This is a genomic window from Glycomyces xiaoerkulensis, from assembly GCF_002798405.1.
GTDB lineage: Bacteria > Actinomycetota > Actinomycetes > Mycobacteriales > Micromonosporaceae > Glycomyces > Glycomyces xiaoerkulensis.
The window spans coordinates 134,919-149,436 of record NZ_PGGV01000032.1 but is presented as its reverse complement, the minus strand read 5'-3'; the positions used below and the strand labels follow the sequence as shown (position 1 = coordinate 149,436).

20 protein-coding genes are annotated in these 14,518 nt (G+C 66.0%); 3 read left to right on the top strand and 17 right to left on the bottom strand.

What is annotated here, in order from left to right:
* A partial coding sequence (locus tag CUT39_RS13580; RefSeq protein ID WP_408611148.1) for an RNA-guided endonuclease InsQ/TnpB family protein occupies positions 1-875 on the bottom strand: 875 nt, incomplete at its 3' end.
* Between the two features lie 21 nt (positions 876-896).
* Between CUT39_RS13580 and CUT39_RS13575 the strand changes: the two genes are divergently transcribed.
* On the top strand, positions 897-2,408 hold the full coding sequence (locus CUT39_RS13575; protein ID WP_157930687.1) for a recombinase family protein: 1,512 nt from the start codon (positions 897-899) through the stop codon (positions 2,406-2,408).
* Positions 2,409-2,545: 137 nt separating this feature from the next.
* On the opposite strand, the gene CUT39_RS13570 is transcribed toward CUT39_RS13575, so the two are convergent.
* The 15 genes from CUT39_RS13570 to CUT39_RS13495 form a co-directional block, all read right to left on the bottom strand.
* Positions 2,546-3,172, bottom strand: a complete 627-nt coding sequence (locus tag CUT39_RS13570) for a dihydrofolate reductase family protein (RefSeq protein WP_100447454.1) — start codon at positions 3,170-3,172, stop codon at positions 2,546-2,548.
* Positions 3,169-3,645: an SRPBCC domain-containing protein gene (locus CUT39_RS13565; protein ID WP_100447452.1), complete on the bottom strand. Its 477-nt coding sequence runs from the start codon at positions 3,643-3,645 to the stop codon at positions 3,169-3,171. Before CUT39_RS13565 ends, CUT39_RS13570 begins: the two co-directional genes overlap by 4 nt.
* Positions 3,642-3,980 (bottom strand): ArsR/SmtB family transcription factor, encoded by a 339-nt coding sequence (locus CUT39_RS13560; protein WP_100447450.1) that lies wholly within the window; start codon positions 3,978-3,980, stop codon positions 3,642-3,644. Before CUT39_RS13560 ends, CUT39_RS13565 begins: the two co-directional genes overlap by 4 nt.
* Before the next feature lie 454 nt (positions 3,981-4,434).
* Entirely contained in the window at positions 4,435-5,040 is a 606-nt protein-coding gene (locus CUT39_RS13555; protein ID WP_100447448.1) for a hypothetical protein, read from the bottom strand.
* An 852-nt stretch (positions 5,041-5,892) separates the two neighbouring features.
* Positions 5,893-6,198 (bottom strand): hypothetical protein, encoded by a 306-nt coding sequence (locus CUT39_RS13550; RefSeq protein WP_100447446.1) that lies wholly within the window; start codon positions 6,196-6,198, stop codon positions 5,893-5,895.
* Between the two features lie 25 nt (positions 6,199-6,223).
* Positions 6,224-7,327: a methyltransferase domain-containing protein gene (locus CUT39_RS13545; protein WP_157930686.1), complete on the bottom strand. Its 1,104-nt coding sequence runs from the start codon at positions 7,325-7,327 to the stop codon at positions 6,224-6,226.
* Positions 7,324-8,268, bottom strand: coding sequence for an MvdC/MvdD family ATP grasp protein (locus CUT39_RS20395; protein WP_157930685.1), 945 nt, complete (start codon positions 8,266-8,268; stop codon positions 7,324-7,326). The genes CUT39_RS13545 and CUT39_RS20395 overlap by 4 nt, the downstream gene beginning before the upstream one ends.
* 389 nt (positions 8,269-8,657) lie before the next feature.
* A complete protein-coding gene (locus CUT39_RS13530; RefSeq protein WP_100447441.1) occupies positions 8,658-9,227 on the bottom strand; it encodes a hypothetical protein in 570 nt (189 codons plus the stop codon).
* 14 nt (positions 9,228-9,241) lie between these two features.
* Entirely contained in the window at positions 9,242-9,874 is a 633-nt protein-coding gene (locus tag CUT39_RS13525) for a hypothetical protein (RefSeq protein WP_100447439.1), read from the bottom strand.
* Between the two features lie 5 nt (positions 9,875-9,879).
* A complete protein-coding gene (locus CUT39_RS13520; protein ID WP_100447437.1) occupies positions 9,880-10,215 on the bottom strand; it encodes a hypothetical protein in 336 nt (111 codons plus the stop codon).
* Positions 10,212-10,397, bottom strand: coding sequence for a hypothetical protein (locus CUT39_RS13515; protein WP_100447436.1), 186 nt, complete (start codon positions 10,395-10,397; stop codon positions 10,212-10,214). Before CUT39_RS13515 ends, CUT39_RS13520 begins: the two co-directional genes overlap by 4 nt.
* The gene (locus tag CUT39_RS13510) at positions 10,394-10,756 is read right to left on the bottom strand and encodes a hypothetical protein (RefSeq protein ID WP_100447435.1); all 363 of its coding nucleotides are present in this window, start codon (positions 10,754-10,756) and stop codon (positions 10,394-10,396) included. Before CUT39_RS13510 ends, CUT39_RS13515 begins: the two co-directional genes overlap by 4 nt.
* A gap of 112 nt (positions 10,757-10,868) precedes the next feature.
* Positions 10,869-11,147: a hypothetical protein gene (locus CUT39_RS13505; protein ID WP_100447433.1), complete on the bottom strand. Its 279-nt coding sequence runs from the start codon at positions 11,145-11,147 to the stop codon at positions 10,869-10,871.
* Entirely contained in the window at positions 11,141-11,698 is a 558-nt protein-coding gene (locus CUT39_RS13500) for a hypothetical protein (RefSeq protein WP_100447431.1), read from the bottom strand. Before CUT39_RS13500 ends, CUT39_RS13505 begins: the two co-directional genes overlap by 7 nt.
* Positions 11,695-11,958: a hypothetical protein gene (locus CUT39_RS13495; protein WP_198587118.1), complete on the bottom strand. Its 264-nt coding sequence runs from the start codon at positions 11,956-11,958 to the stop codon at positions 11,695-11,697. Before CUT39_RS13495 ends, CUT39_RS13500 begins: the two co-directional genes overlap by 4 nt.
* Positions 11,959-12,711: 753 nt before the next feature.
* Here CUT39_RS13495 and CUT39_RS13490 point away from each other — a divergent pair.
* Entirely contained in the window at positions 12,712-13,587 is an 876-nt protein-coding gene (locus CUT39_RS13490) for a helix-turn-helix domain-containing protein (RefSeq protein WP_157930684.1), read from the top strand.
* The gene (locus CUT39_RS13485) at positions 13,574-13,807 is read left to right on the top strand and encodes a DUF397 domain-containing protein (RefSeq protein WP_100447425.1); all 234 of its coding nucleotides are present in this window, start codon (positions 13,574-13,576) and stop codon (positions 13,805-13,807) included. The genes CUT39_RS13490 and CUT39_RS13485 overlap by 14 nt, the downstream gene beginning before the upstream one ends.
* Positions 13,808-14,357: 550 nt before the next feature.
* Here the strand turns inward: CUT39_RS13485 and CUT39_RS21845 are convergent.
* Positions 14,358-14,438, bottom strand: a complete 81-nt coding sequence (locus CUT39_RS21845) for a helix-turn-helix domain-containing protein (RefSeq protein WP_408611147.1) — start codon at positions 14,436-14,438, stop codon at positions 14,358-14,360.
* Between the last annotated feature and the right edge of the window lie 80 nt (positions 14,439-14,518).

Genomic DNA, 14,518 nt, shown 5'->3' with positions numbered 1-14,518 from the left:
ACGCTCTTGGCCAGCCGGGTCCGGGCCAGACCGCGCACCGCGAGGTCTTCGACGTACACCGCTTGGCTGTCGCGGATGAGCTGCGTCGAGACCTGGTGGTGCCAGTCGCGCCGGGTATCGGCGACCTTGGCGTGCTGCCGGGCCAGCGCCGCGCGGGCCTTGGCCCGATTCTTCGAGCCTTGCTGCTTGCGGGAGAGCGCCCGCTGGAGGCGTTTGAGTCGGCGTTCGGCGCGGCGCAGGAACCGCGGGTTGTCGATCCGCTTGCCCGAGCTGGTGACCGCGAACGCGGTCAGGCCCAGGTCGATACCGATCGGTTCACCGGCCTGCTGGTCGGTATCGGGCGGCGGCTCGGGGCCGGTCTGGACCACGAACGACAGGAAGTACCGCCCGGCCGCGTCCTTGATCACGGTCACGCTGGAGGGCGCGGCCGGGAGCTCGCGGGACCAGGCGACTTTCACCTCGCCGATCTTGGCCAGGTACACGCGGCTGTTGTCGCGGATGGCGAAGGCGTTGGTGTTGAGCCGGATCGACTGGCGGGCGTCCTTGCGGGACTTGTACCGCGGCGGCCCGACCCTGGGGCCCTTGCGTTTGCCATTGACCGAGCCGAAGAAGGCCTGGTAGGCGGCCTCCAGGTCCCGCAGGGACTGCTGAAGTACCACCGCGCTGACTTCGGCCAGCCAGGCCCGCTCCGGCGTCTGCTTGGCGGCGGTGAGGTAGGTCCTCGACAGCACCGAGGCCGGCACGTACGCCTCCCCGGCCGCGTGCGCGGCCTTGCGGGCGCGCAGGCAGTCGTTCCACACTACGCGGGCGCATTCGAAAGTATCGGTTTCACGAAATGGTATATTGCCTGGTAGGGACACCGCCAGGCGTGGAATCGATTGTTCGGAGACGACATCATGGCGAAACGACGCGCTACCTCCAAGAATCTCAGAAACCGCATCGGATTGCGGATCGTCGGCGTAGTCCGGCTCTCCCGCGTCACCGACGTGACCACCTCCCCGGAGCGCCAGCGTGAAGCGATCGAACGCTGGGCCGCCCAGCACGGCCACATGATCGTCGGGTGGGCCGAAGACCTGGACGTGTCCGGCTCGACCGACCCGTGGGAGCGGGACGAACTCGGGCCCTGGCTGGCTGAGCAGACGGCGGAGTTCGACGGACTGTGCGCGGCCAAGATCGACCGGTGGGCCCGCTCGATCGTCCATTTCTCTAAGCTCCTGGCCTGGTGCGACGAGCACGAGAAGCTCGCCGCGACCGCCGACGGCCAGCTCAACACCGTCGAGCCTTCTGGCAAACTCATCGCCTACGTGGCGGCGATCTTCGCCGAGATGGAACTCGACGCCATCTCCGAACGCGTCACTTCCACCCGCGCCAAGATGCGCGCTTCCGGGCGTTGGCCGGGCGGCCCGATCCCCTTCGGCTACCGGACGGTGAACGACGACCAGGGCCGCGCCGCAGGACTCGCGATCAACCCGACTACCGCCGAATGGGCGCGCAAGATGGTCGCCCACCGGCTTGCGGGCTGGTCGTTCATCCGCATCGCCGAATGGCTCAACAACGAGGGCGTCACCGGCACTACCGGGAAACGCTGGTCGCCTGCCCGCGTCGGCTCCTACCTAGGCAGCCGTGTCCTGGTCGGCCAGGCGGTCCATGACGGCCGAGTCGTGACCGACGAGGCCGGCGAGCCGATCCAGTTCGGCGAGCCGCTGATCTCGGAGGCCGACTTCCAAGCGCTGCGCCAGGGCATCAACAACCGCAACGACGGCACCGGCGTCCCCCGCGCCACCAAACCCAAGACACGGGTGTACCTCCTCAAGGACTTCATCCGCTGCGGCGGCTGCGGCAACCCTATGTACAAGCACGAGAACCAGGTCAAGGGCAAGTGGTATGCCCGCTACGGCTGCAAAGGCCGCCAAGTCGAATGCTCAGCGCCCGGCTCGGTCAGCTTCGAGGCCACCGAGACCGCCCTGGCCGAACGCTTCCTCGACGAAGTCGGCGACCAGGAGGTCTATGAGCGCAAGTTCGTCCCCGCCACCGGCACCGCCGCCCGACTCGAACGCCTCAATCGAACCATCGCCGACATGCGGGACGACCGCGCCGCAGGACTCTGGGAGGGCGAGGACGACGAATACCGCACCCGCATGAAAGTCCTCATCGACAAACGCCGCGACCTCGAAGCCCAGCCGACTGAGGTCGCCCGCTGGGAACACGTCCCCACCGGAGTCTCCTACGGCCAAGCGTGGGAGGCGGCCGACCTCGAAGGGCGCCGCGACCTGTTGGCCGCCGCCGAGCTGAAGGTCGTGGTCTGCCGAGAAACCGTCGACACCCCGGCTTGGTTCGACCCCGACCGCGACACCGAGTTCACCATCCGCGCCTGCCGCGTCTACGCCACCTGGAACCACCACCAATAGAGACGCCCAGGTGATCTCACCTGGGCGTCTTGTTTTGGAACTGAGAGAGGGAGCCGACTTGACGCCGTTGGCAGTCGGGATCTGGCGTCTGCGTCTGGTCTTCCAGGGCTGGAGATTGCTCATGCGGTCCCATCGCACTAGACGAAGTCCGCAACACCCTCATAAGCCGCCACCGGGGCGGTACCGGCGTTCTCATACTGAAGCAGCAGCACTCCATTCGCTGTCACCTCGTGGTGGACGAGTCGGAGGCCGATGGGGCTGCTCGGATGGTCGAGCAGTCGTCGTCCGGAACCGGCCACCGTTGGGGCGAGGACGAGCCGGAGGGTGTCGACGAGGCCCGCCGCCAGCAGGGCGTTGCCGAGTCGCGCACTTCCATGGATCTGGAGTTCCCGTCCTTGCCGCGCCTTGAGTGCCCCAACGGTCTGGATCGGGTCGCCGGGGAGCACAGTCGTCGGGTGCCAGCCGCCCTCGGTAAGGGTGCTGGTCACCACGTACTTCGGCAGTGAGTTCATCCGCTCGGTGAAAGGATCGTCCGGGTCGGTGATCTGCGGCCAGTCCCGAGCGAATGCCTCGTAAGTTCGCCGCCCGAACAGCAGACCGTCGGCGAGATCCAGCCACTCAGAGGTACGCCGGACGACGAGTTCGCCCAAAAACGGCACGAGCCAACCGCCTCTGGTGAAGCCGTCGCTGATGTCCTCGGTCGGTGAGCCGGGACCTTGGCTGACCCCGTCGAGGGTGATGAACTGCGTGAGGGCGATCTTCATCGTGCGGCCCGCCTCTCCGCAACCGCAGCGAGCTGCCCGGCGACCGAGCCCCAGCCTTCGAAGAAGCCGAGTTCTTCATGTCGGTCGCGGGAGGCCGAATCGCCGTGCCTGACGATGACCCGGTAGTTCGTGCCGTCCGGATGATCGCTCAGCGTGATCTCGGCGGTCATCGAGACCGGCATCGGATTCACCGGACGCCAGGCGCTGTCGATCGCGTTCGTGAACACGATTCGCTCGATCTTGTCGACGACGAGGAAGCTCGCGTCCATGTGCGGCGCGAACGCCACCCCGTCATCGCTCATCCGCGTCACCAGCGCGCCGCCGGGCCGGACCTCCAAGTGGTCGACGCGGCACATCGTCGGCGCAGGAAGCCACCACTGCTCAAAGCGGGCCGGATCGGTCCACGCGTTCCAAACCACCGCGCGGGGCGCGTGGATGATCCGCTCCAGGGTGAGATCGAGATCGGGATTCATGGTTGTTGCTCCTTCAGTTCGGTGACGAGGCGTTCGAGCCGGTCGGTACGTTCTTCCCAGATCCGGTGCTGCTCGGCGAGCCAGTCGTCGATGACGGCGAGGCGGTCGCGCCTGAGTTCGCAAGTGCGCACTCGGCCGGACTTGGCGGTGCGGATCAGGCCACTCGCTTCAAGCGTCCGCACGTGTTTCATGAACGATGGAAGGGTCATCGGGAACTCGCGGGCGAGGTCACCCACGCTTTTCGGGCCGCGACCGAGACGTCGAATGACATCACGCCGGGTCGGGTCGGCAAGGGCGACGAATACGCCGTCGAGCTCCACCGAATACTGTGCCATGAGGCTAAGTATTGCTCACCGAAACACTTAGCGCAAGAGCAAAGTATTGGGCCATCTCCGAACGGAAGGGAAGGAGCAGGCCGAGCATGAGACTGCCGAGACCGTGATCGGCCGGGTTCACGACGGTCGATCAGGAAGCGAACCAACCGCAATCGCCGAGACAGTCGGACAAGATTCGGACGCGCCCAGAGACATGCTTCAGCCGGGGAGATGGGTCAAGTAGGCCGTACCGACTCTGACCTGTCGCCTCGGCACCGTGCCCGCTGGATATGCATATCTCGGACTGTCACCGACCAGATGGCATCCCTGTTGACCTGCTTATACACCGGGTAGTCGGTCCGGGCGGGCTGTGGGGCAGGTGTGGGGCCGATGCGAGGGCCGGTGCGGGGGCCCGTGTGGGGGCCGGTGTGTCACCTCAACGGCTGGTCCCGTCCGGCCCACTCGTGTCTCTCGTTCACCGGCCGGTGAGGGCGGCCTCGATGATGAACCGTGGATCGGCGGCCGAGCGCGCCTGCACGCCCGCCGCTGCCGCGCCGGGGACCAGGACCGAACCGCAGTCGGCCAGACGAGCGAGACCGGCACCGACGGCCTCGCTCAGGTCCCGTCCGGTGCATTCAGCCAGCACCGGTACACGGGCCACCGCCTCGGGCAGTCCGGGCGGGAGTCTGGCCGAATGCCAGCGGGCGATGTCAAGAAGCGCGAAGCGGCGCTCGGCGAGCCCGTAGCCGTGGCCGATCCCGGCCCCGAACCAGATCCCGCGGTGAGCGCCTGGGCCGAGCGCCGCCAGCCGAGCGGCATTCGCCTCCACCCAGGCGGCGAACCCGAAATTGTCCCGCCCGGCCCCGGCCGCAGCCTCGGGTTCGGGGACGAGCCAGCGGGTCCGACTGGCCGCTCGGACCGTCACCGGCTGTCCGGCGGGCCCGACGGCATGGTCGAAGCCGGGCTGTGGCTGCGTCCGGTCATCGGTCGGTTCGACGACCACGGCGACGGCGGTGCCCGCGATCTGCTCGATGATGGACCATCGGTCGCGGACTCGGATGGTTCGCGGCCAGCACGGCACCGGCTCGCTCTCGCCCGGTACTTGGGCGTGTGGTGGTGAAGAAGTTGGTGATCTCAAATGGTGTGGCGCTGTGCCGCCCCCGGGCCGGTCTCAGATGCACTCGATGATACCGGTCGAACACACCGGACACCAGGCATCGCGCAGAAGCCACCCGCACGCTCCACTGGCCGAGGCCCGCAGCGTGAGCAAGCACGAAGGGTATGGGAGCCCAGCTAGGTGCCAGCTCCGGCTCGTTGGGGGCGCCTGGCGCGCCGTCCCGAACCGGAGGCGGCGCGAGGATCGACCGCTTTCCCTCTGAGCCCTTTCGTGAAGAGAATATTGTCGGATCATTCGGCCGCCCCTCCAGATCCACGCCTGTGACCTGCACTGATGCGGGTCCCGTCTCCCCGCGTCTCACCCCGCACCCGCACCACTCGCGAGATGCGGGGGCAGGTGCCCTGCGAGGTGTTGGCGTGAACGGCACCCGCACGACAATCCCTTATGGAATTTGGCGGCGACCGGTTCCGAACCCTCACGCGAGCATGGGCCGAATGCAGGGCCTCTGCTGGCTAGCACGATCAGTTCCCCCACGCGTTGGGCTTGTCGCGAATCCCTTCAACGCCCTCGCTACATGCGCCGCCACCGGTCCTGTGCCGGTAGCCGATCCGCACAGTGCGGGTCAGTGCAGGTTTGTGCGGAACCCCCACCGGCCCTGAACCGTCGGCCGCCGCGCCCGCTGGAGGGATGCCCCGGACCGCTGCTTGCACCTCGGCTAGCGGCGTGACCTGGTGTCATGCTGGCGCGTGGCGCGGTCCACGCCGTCGGGCCGGTGTGGGGCCTCTCGCGGCCATACCCCTCCTCCGCGAGGGGCGCTCACGGGTCTGCGACGGCGGACTCGATGATGAATCTGGGGTCGGCGTCCGAGCGTGCGAGCACGCCCGCGGCCGATGCGCCGGGAACCAGGACCGAGCCGTCTCGGGCTAGACGGTCGAGGCAAGTGTGGATCGCCTCGTTCAGCTCAAGCCCGGTGCATTCGGCCAGCACCGGGACGAGCGCTACTTCGTCCGGTAGCGCCGTCGGGAGTCCGGCGGCGTGCCGCCGGGCCGGGGTCGCGGTCTCGGATAGGAGGGTGCGGACCCGCTCGACCTGGGCGAGCGCCATCGGGGACGAGCGGGCCACGATCCGCAGGACATGAGTCGTCGGGTTACCGAAGTTCCCAAGTGCGGTCGAATCCGTACACGGTCAAGGTGTGCGACCCGTCAGGGGCGACAGTGAGTCGGAGGTCTTCGGGTTCAGGCTCGCCGAGTTCTTGCCAAACTGCGGTGAGTTGCTCCAGTTCCTCGATCTGCGGTGAGGAACCGCCGTACTTGGTCATGTCGTTGGTGGTCTCGATCCAGGACCCGTCGCGGAAGGAAATGAAGGTACCTGTCGACCCGTCCGGGAATTGGTCGGTCAGCATCTCCGGCTCAAGAAAGAAGTTGATAGCGAACGCGAGTCCCTCGGCGTCCTCGGTGAGGCCGGGAGGCACGGGTGACCTCGTGGTCTCGTACGGGTTGAGGTCGTGAAGTGGTTGGGGGTCGTGGTCGGGGTCCTCGCGCGGGTGGCTGACGGAGGGGCGAAGCGGCATGAACCAGCCTGGCCGCGACTTGATTTGGCCTTGGAGGGTTCCGTTGGGCTGCTTAGCGAGCTTGACGATGCGGGGGAAGGCGTCGCCGCCGAAGTCGGTGACGAGGATGCCGTCGGTGTTGAGTTGCTGGCCCCATGCTTGCGGGATGCGTCGGGCCCCGGCGGTGGCAATGATTCTGTCGAAGGTCTTATCGGGGAACGCGATCTCGCGGCCGTCTCCGGCTGCCAGGTCGGGGCGGCGGCCGACCATGAGCAATCGGGCCTCGGCGGTTTCGATCAGTTGCTGGTCTAGATCGATGGAGGCCACTCGGCATGAGTCCAGCTCGAAGGAAGTGACCGACGCGGTGTCGAGTCGGTGGCACAGCAGCGCGGCGTTGTAGCCGCTGCCGGTACCGACCTCAAGGACTGTCTGCTCGTCGTCAAGGTCGAGGAGCATCAGCATGTAGGCCATGAGACTCGGCTTGGTCGAGGAACTGGTGGGCCAGTCGAAGTCGCCTTTGTTGACCGTCTGGATGACGATCGACTCGTCCTCGTATGCCTCCGCGATGGGCACGCCTGGCACGAAGAGGTGCCTGGGGGTCTGTTCGAATGCTCGCCGCCATTCTGGGTCGAGTCTGACCTCCTGGGCGATTGTTTCGGTGAGTTTGCCGGCGAGGGGGCGCCAGTCGGAGTCGGTCATCATGCCTCCGAGATTAGGAGTCGGGTGATGGCAGCGGAGATCGGCGCGCCGGTCTCGAGTTCGAGCCATTGCCATTGTCCGTTGGGGTTGCATTCGAAGAACACCCACTCGGCTTCTGGGGTGACGGCGAAGTCGAAGGTGGCGAACAGCAGGCCCATGCGGGCCATGAATGCCCGCAGTCGCCGGAGTACCGCCTTGGGCGGGTCGATCCGTTTGTAGGTGAGCGCGTCGTAGTCGGAGCGGAAGTCGATGCGGGCGGCCTCGGAGTGCGCGTCGATCCTGACCGCGAACGCCTCGTCACCGACGACCGTGACCCGAACTTCGTAGGCTTTCTTGATCCATTGCTGAACGAGGTTGGCGGTGACGGTGAACCCTTCGTCCGCGAACTGGTTGACTGTGATGCGGGTGGTCCATGTCGTTCGGGGGACGCCGTGCTCGGAGAACAGGGTCGGCTGGAACGTCTTCGCGATGAGGTGCGGGCCGTGGAGCTGGGCGAACTCTGTCGCCTGAGCAGGGTCGTTCCCGATGTAGGTGGCCGGGACGCGCAGGCCGACCGACGCCGCCAGGTGGAGCTGCCGGGGCTTGTACTCGGCTACCGCGTTGTGCTCGGGCCGATTGACCCATCGCTGTGCGGGCAGGGCGGCGAGAAGCCCGCCGAGGGCTCGGCGGGCCTCGCCGATCGCGAAATCCCGATCCGCGCTCGACAGGCCCTCGGGCATCTCGAAGACGCTCGGGCGCCGGTAGTAGACCGAAGCCACCTGACCAAGATCGATCCCCCCGAACTCCGTGCGCCAACCTTCTCGGCCGGTGATGGTGGCCGACAGGCCGGCATGGAGCGGGAAGGCACCGGGGTCAAGGATCGTCGGGGCCTGGCCGAACTCGTCGAGCCGTTCGGCGACTAGCCGCGCGGACGCGTCGTCGGGGCTGCTGAGGATCAGGATCATCGCCGCTAGTCGTTCTGAGTGTCGGTGTGGAAATCGGCCTGCTGCTTGCCGTCCATCGACGTGTTTGAGCGGGTCTGGTAGTTGCTCCTCGTAGGCTGCCGATCGTGCTTCCCAGCCTGCGGGACCACCGGGGCGGCGAGTCGGGCCGCGAATGGCCGTACCGGACCTGGCTCATGCTCGACCGCAACGACTACACTGCCGTTCTCGCTCAGCGGGAAGAGTTCGCGGGTAGGAATCATGATGTGCTACTCCATTCTGTTCTTGACCGATCACATCAGGTTGTCTCGGGGATCGGTGTCGGCAAGCCGACAGCGTTGGTCGCCGACGCAGGGACATCACTCGTGGGTCAGCGGGCGAGTACGATGGCAGCCCAGCTCAGGGGCAGGGGGTTAGGAAACGGCGAGTCCTGCGGCAAGACCCATACCGAGCCCGAGGACGAACCCGGCCGTGCACTGGAGCCATGTCGGCGCATTGCGGAACAAGGCGGGCAGCAGAGGCAGCAAGACCTTGAATTGGCCGAGGACGGTAGAGCGTGGGAGGGTCTCGTCGTTCCACGCGTCCTCGGGGTTCCACGCGGGGTCGTTGCGGTCCAGGATGTCCCGGATCGCTTGGGCCGTGTGTTGGTTGTATTCGAGCTGGTCAGGACGAGTGCCCACGAGTTTGAGTCGAAAGAAGTCGATCGAGCGAGTGTAGAACGGCTCGGGCTCCACGCCGGGCCGACACCAGAACGCACTCACCCAGTCGTGAACCTGATACGCGGTCATCATTCCGGCGGCGGCCTGGTCGATGACGGTCATGAAGTGGTCGCGGGTCAGGGTCACCACCGGTTGCTCGGCATGAACCCAACCCAAGTGCCTCAATCCCTCGCTCGCCTCTTCGAGCGGCCGGCGGAGTTCGATCACGTCGAGCAGCGCCTCCCGGTAGCGCTCCAACCTGGTGATGGTCATCGTCTCGGGCATGGCGGGGGCTCCAATCAGTTGGTCGACGTGTTCGGGCTCGTGGAGGTGGTGGGAGGGGCGTGCAGGGCGTGCCATTGCTTGTAGGTTTCGGCGACCTCGGTATCCGAATGCACCAGGGGGCCGGTCCCGCCGTACGTGGTGATGCCTTTGTCCTGGTTGGCGTAGCGCATCGCGAAGGAATGCAGATGGGCCAGACCCGATCGGGCCTGCGGGCCATCGATCTCGCCGCTGGCGAACTCCACCCACCGCGCCACCAGCTCGTGCACCTGCTGCCGGGTGAGCGTCCCGTCGATCAACTCCCGCCACCACTGTTCGACATCGGCCAGGCACGGCGGCGAATCATGGACGCCCAGGTGTCGGATCAGATCCGCCTCGGCCTCGCGGACCCAAGCGGTGATCTGATGCTCGGTCCAGAACCCCGAGGGGTTGATCGGCTTGTGGTCGCGGACGCGGCCGGTGCGCTCGTCGTAGACGATGTCGGCGGCCGTATCCAGGACCGGGCCCTTGGAGCATCCACCGGCGACCTTCGCGACCGACAGCAGCGCCCGGCCGGGCCCGTCGGGCTGGTCGAGGACCAGTGGCATCCCCTCGGGCGAGGAGAATCGGCCGATGATGGTGGATTCGTTGGCAGGACGGTACGTTGGCATTCGCATCATTGGCCTCCAGAGATGAACATGCTGATCAATGCCGCCAGTCCGTGCTCGAGGGCGTAACCGCCGACCGTGGCGACCAGGACGGCGCTGATCCAGAGTTTCGGATTGCGTTCGGCGGCCCGCTCCTTGTGACGTTTCATGGCCGCTGGGCTGAACAGCAGAAAGATGTAATAGACCACGACGATCCCGATCGCCAGGCCGATGAAACCGGTCAAGTCGGGCAGGGGAATCGACGGTGCTGTAAGGTCGCCGCCTTCGATTTCGAGTCGGATCACCCAGGCGAGGACCAGGAGTCCGGCGGCAGTGATCAGAGCGCGGAAGAGTTTGGCACTCACGTCGGCCTCACCGTCGCCACTCCGACCGCCAGGGTCAAGACCAGCAGCCCGAGCATCCCGAAGACGACCCCCAGTACCGGGTAGCGATCGAGCCGGTCGACGGACAGAGAGATCAGATAGGTCGCGGTGCAGGTGAGTCCGCCCGCCATGACCGTGTCGACCAGGAATCCAGTGGGGTTCATGCAGCCACCCTCGCCTCGGCCAGCTCGACCTTGATCTGGCGGTACGGGTCGAGTCGAACACCATGACCGGGATCGAGTGGCACCGTGCCGTCGATCGCGGCCGACAGTGCCTGCGTGGTTCGCACGATCCCGCGCGCCAGCGCCTTGCCGGTGACCACGCCGATGGCCTCGGCATGGTCGTCCCACGCGGGTGCGGCGCGGCCGGATTTGTAGACCGTGACCGCTCCGATCGGCAGGTTGTCCTGGGTTTCGAGGTCGAAGCGTTTGTGTCCGAACATGTCCCAGGAGACCTGGATGGCGATCTGGTGGTGGTTCCGGATGATCGTTCCGATCCGGTAGGGACGGGATGGGTGGTTCATGAGGGATGAGGCTCCTTCGTTCTGGAAGTGCATGGGTGGGGAGTCGGGGCCCGGTACCCCGAACGACCGGGCCCCGACCTGGACGCCTGCCAGGATTGCGGCGTCCGGGGAATCAGGCTTTGGGCGTCGGTTTCGCTACGATCCGGCGCGCTCGATCGAGGATCGTGTCTGGTTTCCAGTGAACGGGCAGGTCGGTCGCCCAGTGGGCGTCGGGATCGTTCAGGTGGAAGTCGCACACCTTGTCGTACTGCTGCTGGATGCGGCCCTCGTAGGCGGTGACGCGGAACCAGCCCCGCTCACCGGGTACCTCCGCGGGCAGCTCGAAGACGGAGAAGACCGTCCCGATGGCTTCCATGTAGAAGTCTTCGATGAAGCCGTCCTCGTTCAGCATCCGGTCCCCTCCAGCGTGAGGGCCGCGCGCCGCGATCGCCGGACGGCCGCCCTGGTCAGGCGCTCGTCCTCCCGCGTCCAGTTGGCGGGGAAGAAGAACTGCGGTCGCCGGGTGTCCAGCCCGGAGGCGAGGAAGCGTTTGCGGGTCTCCATCGTCGGGGCGACCCGACAGATACTCACCGCCCTGACTCGGTCATCGGCATAGAGACGGTACCGGCGACCGCCGGGGAGATCGGCCTCTCCTACCACCCTCTGCCTGGCCGACTCGGCCGCGACACCGAGGTAGAACGTCTCGGCGGCCCGCGTCAGCGTCTTGTCATGGCCGGCGAATCGGGCGGCGAGCGGCTCCTCAAACGCTATGCGAGGGGCGCGGTGCTGGTCGCCGCCGATGCCGGTGACCATGCCGACCAGGCTGCGGCGCGTACCGACCGTGCTGATGCTGACCTCACCGCCCCCGAGGTAGGCGGTCAAAGCCAGGTGCAGCCCCCGCTCGGTGCCCGCATCGACCGTCAACGACGTGGACGGGCACATCGGTGCCACCGAGATGGTCATGACCGTCCCTCCACCGGGCTCACGAATACCCGCAGCTTGGCGAACAGATCCGTCAGGCTCGAACGATCGAGCCATCGGCCCGCCTCCTGAGCGTCGAATAGCGACGAGATTGATCCGTCACGGCCGACCAGCGTCGGGCCGAGATCTACCTGCCGGTCCTCGGCGATGCCGATGCAGTAGAGCTCTCCGGGGCCGGTCTGCTTCACCGTGACTGCCGACAGGAGGCTTCCGGAGACTTCGGTCATATCGATGGTGATCACGCGGCGGCTCATGCGATCACCGTTTCGGAGTCGATCGGGTACGACCGACCCCATTGGGGAGCCAGCTCCGCCGTTTGAGCCTGGTACACCGCAGATGGCAGAGCCGGGAGTTCCTGGGTGGGCATGAAATGCAGCACCTCAGCGGGCGTGAACAGATGGCCGGTGGCGAGGTCCCAGGATCGTTCAGCATCGCCTACGTGGTCGTCGTATGCGGCGAGCGCGGCACGACGCTGAGAGCAGCCCTGACGACTGCATCGTTCGCCGCACCAGTCGCAGCGCCAGCGACGAAACAGGCCCGTGCGTCGGGCCCGGTGGAGCGCGAGAATAGTCTTGGCCTGCCCGAGGGCAGGCACGTAAGATGAACGTGCCAGGTGTCGCATGAGAGAAGATGCCTTTCATGCTGCGCCGAGGTAGCGCGGCCCGCCGAGATCCAGTCGCCAAACTTTGATCTCCCGGCGGGCCGCCGTCTATCCGCGGCGGCTGGTCAATGGCCTGTGAAGTTGTTGAAGCTCGATCTCGGCGAACTCGATGGAGCGTGGGCGGGCCGACACGAGCTATGTCATATGTCGTCGGCAAATCGCGCTGTGCCGAACGACACGACGTGATCATGTCACATCAGATCCATCAATGCAACGTGTCATCCTGATGATACAGCTCGGGATTTCACAGCACGTGCCAAGTGCTGTAGACTTTCGCGAGTCTCGTCGCGCCGACCAGTGCGGATGACCTGGTCACTTATCGGAAGGGGCGATCGTGGAGGACGTCGGCAAGCAGCCCACCATCAGAGCTCGATGGCTCGGCAAGGAGCTGCAAGAGCTTCGGAAGGCGGCAGGTGTCGAAGTTCAGGCGGTTGCCGAGTTCCTTGGGAAGCAGCGCGCCGTGGTGTCTCGGTTCGAGCGTGGAGAGTTCCCGATCTCGATCGACGAGCTACCAGGCCTCCTGGACCTCTACCGCCTCAACGACCTGAAGAAGCGAGCAAGCCTCTTCAAGCTGGCTCAGGAGGTCACCCAGCGAGGATGGGCGGACGGTCACGGGGTTGACAGTGGCCTGGCCAACCTGATCTGGCTGGAGGAGAACGCACAGCGGATACTGATCGTGAGCACCGCAGTGGTGCATGGCCTGTTCCAAACTCCCGACTACGCCCGAACACTGTTCGACGTTTGGGCGCACGACGAAGACCCGGACCAGGCCCGACGCTGGCTGGACACGCGGCAAGTCCGTGGTGAACTGATCCAGGGCCCCGCTGGCCCGCTCGTGAAGGTTCTGCTGCTGGAAACCGTCCTCGACCACCAGGTCGGCGGCGGTGTCGTGATGGCAGACCAGATCAATCACCTGATTTCGACTGCCGAGCTTCCGCAGATCGAGCTGAGGGTGCTTCCGCGCAAGGTATGGAAACACATCGGCATGAGCGTCGAGACCGGATTCACCCTGTTCGAGATGCGGAATGATTGGCCGACTGTGGTAGCGACGGACAGCCCAGCCGGAACGGTCTACGCAGAATCACCTGACATAGACTGGGTTTCAGAGGGGTTTCAATCCCTCTGGCACGATGAAGCTCTGGATGAATCCCAGAGCGCCGATCTCCTTAAGGCTAAGTTGAAGGACGTGACGATCGATGACCAGCCGTAACACCGAGGGCACGCCAGGGCTCCAGGCTGGCGAGGGATGGCGCAGGAGCAGCCGCAGCGGGAACAATGGCAACGGCGGCAACTGCGTCGAAGCCCGCTTCACCGGTGCGGGTTTCGAGGTTCGAGACTCCAAGCTTGGGAACGAGTCGCCGCGAATCTCTCTGTCCGCCAATGCCTTTGATGACCTGCTCAGCGGGATCAAGACCGGCGAGATCGCCTAGCCGCCCCGTAACTTCGAGGCGCGCTCCCTTCCATAGGGGGGCGCGCTTTGTCTTTTTGACGAAAGCCATGTAAGGATAGAAACCACGTCGAAGCGTACTCACCCCCTCAAAGGGGACTTCGATACGAGTACCGCCAGATGGGTCCGCCTGGTCTCGGAGGACGGCACCCCGGCGGCGTGGGAGGTCGGCTACGCCGAGACCGGGCTGGTCGCCCTCCGGCTGGCTGAGACCCCGGATGGACAACTGATGATCTACACCCCCGAGGAATGGAATGCGTTCAAGGAGGGTGTCCTGGACGGCGAGTTTGATCTCGGCACCTGGGGGGCGGAGCCCCGAGCGCTCGAGCCCGGCTGTGAACGCTGAGCGCGTCCCCAACAGGGGCGCCTTGCGTTCCAGGGCCCTACTTCAGAGCTGGTATGCGCAACAGCCTGGCGTACCAGACCATGAGGCCCAGACGCCGCACAAACCCGCCTAGATAAGGTGCGGACCGGCGCCGCCGTGGATGCTATAATGCCATCTACCTGCGAAAACAAGTTAGTGAAATTGTTACTTACGGGCACCCGAACGCACGGGCCAGCGCCGACCGCTGGCCCCCGTCCGGGTAGGCCCGATAGTTGTAGCGCAACTGCATCAGCCACACCCTGCCACCGGCCAGCGGCCGAAGGCGGCAGGCACGGCCACCGCAGGCCTGTGATCCCGGCGATACCGACA

Bases quoted from the DNA above. Each gene is read 5' to 3' on its own strand.
- CUT39_RS13545 (WP_157930686.1), bottom strand. From the start codon at position 7,327: ATGATGACCGACTCCGACTGGCGCCCCCTCGCCGGCAAACTCACCGAA.
- CUT39_RS13530 (WP_100447441.1), bottom strand. From the start codon at position 9,227: ATGCCCGAGACGATGACCATCACCAGGTTGGAGCGCTACCGGGAGGCG.
- CUT39_RS13510 (WP_100447435.1), bottom strand. From the start codon at position 10,756: ATGAACCACCCATCCCGTCCCTACCGGATCGGAACGATCATCCGGAAC.
- CUT39_RS13515 (WP_100447436.1), bottom strand. From the start codon at position 10,397: ATGAACCCCACTGGATTCCTGGTCGACACGGTCATGGCGGGCGGACTC.
- CUT39_RS13525 (WP_100447439.1), bottom strand. From the start codon at position 9,874: ATGCCAACGTACCGTCCTGCCAACGAATCCACCATCATCGGCCGATTC.
- CUT39_RS13505 (WP_100447433.1), bottom strand. From the start codon at position 11,147: ATGCTGAACGAGGACGGCTTCATCGAAGACTTCTACATGGAAGCCATC.
- CUT39_RS13570 (WP_100447454.1), bottom strand. From the start codon at position 3,172: ATGAAGATCGCCCTCACGCAGTTCATCACCCTCGACGGGGTCAGCCAA.
- CUT39_RS13575 (WP_157930687.1), top strand. From the start codon at position 897: ATGGCGAAACGACGCGCTACCTCCAAGAATCTCAGAAACCGCATCGGA.
- CUT39_RS20395 (WP_157930685.1), bottom strand. From the start codon at position 8,268: ATGATCCTGATCCTCAGCAGCCCCGACGACGCGTCCGCGCGGCTAGTC.
- CUT39_RS13500 (WP_100447431.1), bottom strand. From the start codon at position 11,698: ATGACCATCTCGGTGGCACCGATGTGCCCGTCCACGTCGTTGACGGTC.
- CUT39_RS21845 (WP_408611147.1), bottom strand. From the start codon at position 14,438: ATGCAGTTGCGCTACAACTATCGGGCCTACCCGGACGGGGGCCAGCGG.
- CUT39_RS13565 (WP_100447452.1), bottom strand. From the start codon at position 3,645: ATGAATCCCGATCTCGATCTCACCCTGGAGCGGATCATCCACGCGCCC.
- CUT39_RS13485 (WP_100447425.1), top strand. From the start codon at position 13,574: ATGACCAGCCGTAACACCGAGGGCACGCCAGGGCTCCAGGCTGGCGAG.
- CUT39_RS13560 (WP_100447450.1), bottom strand. From the start codon at position 3,980: ATGGCACAGTATTCGGTGGAGCTCGACGGCGTATTCGTCGCCCTTGCC.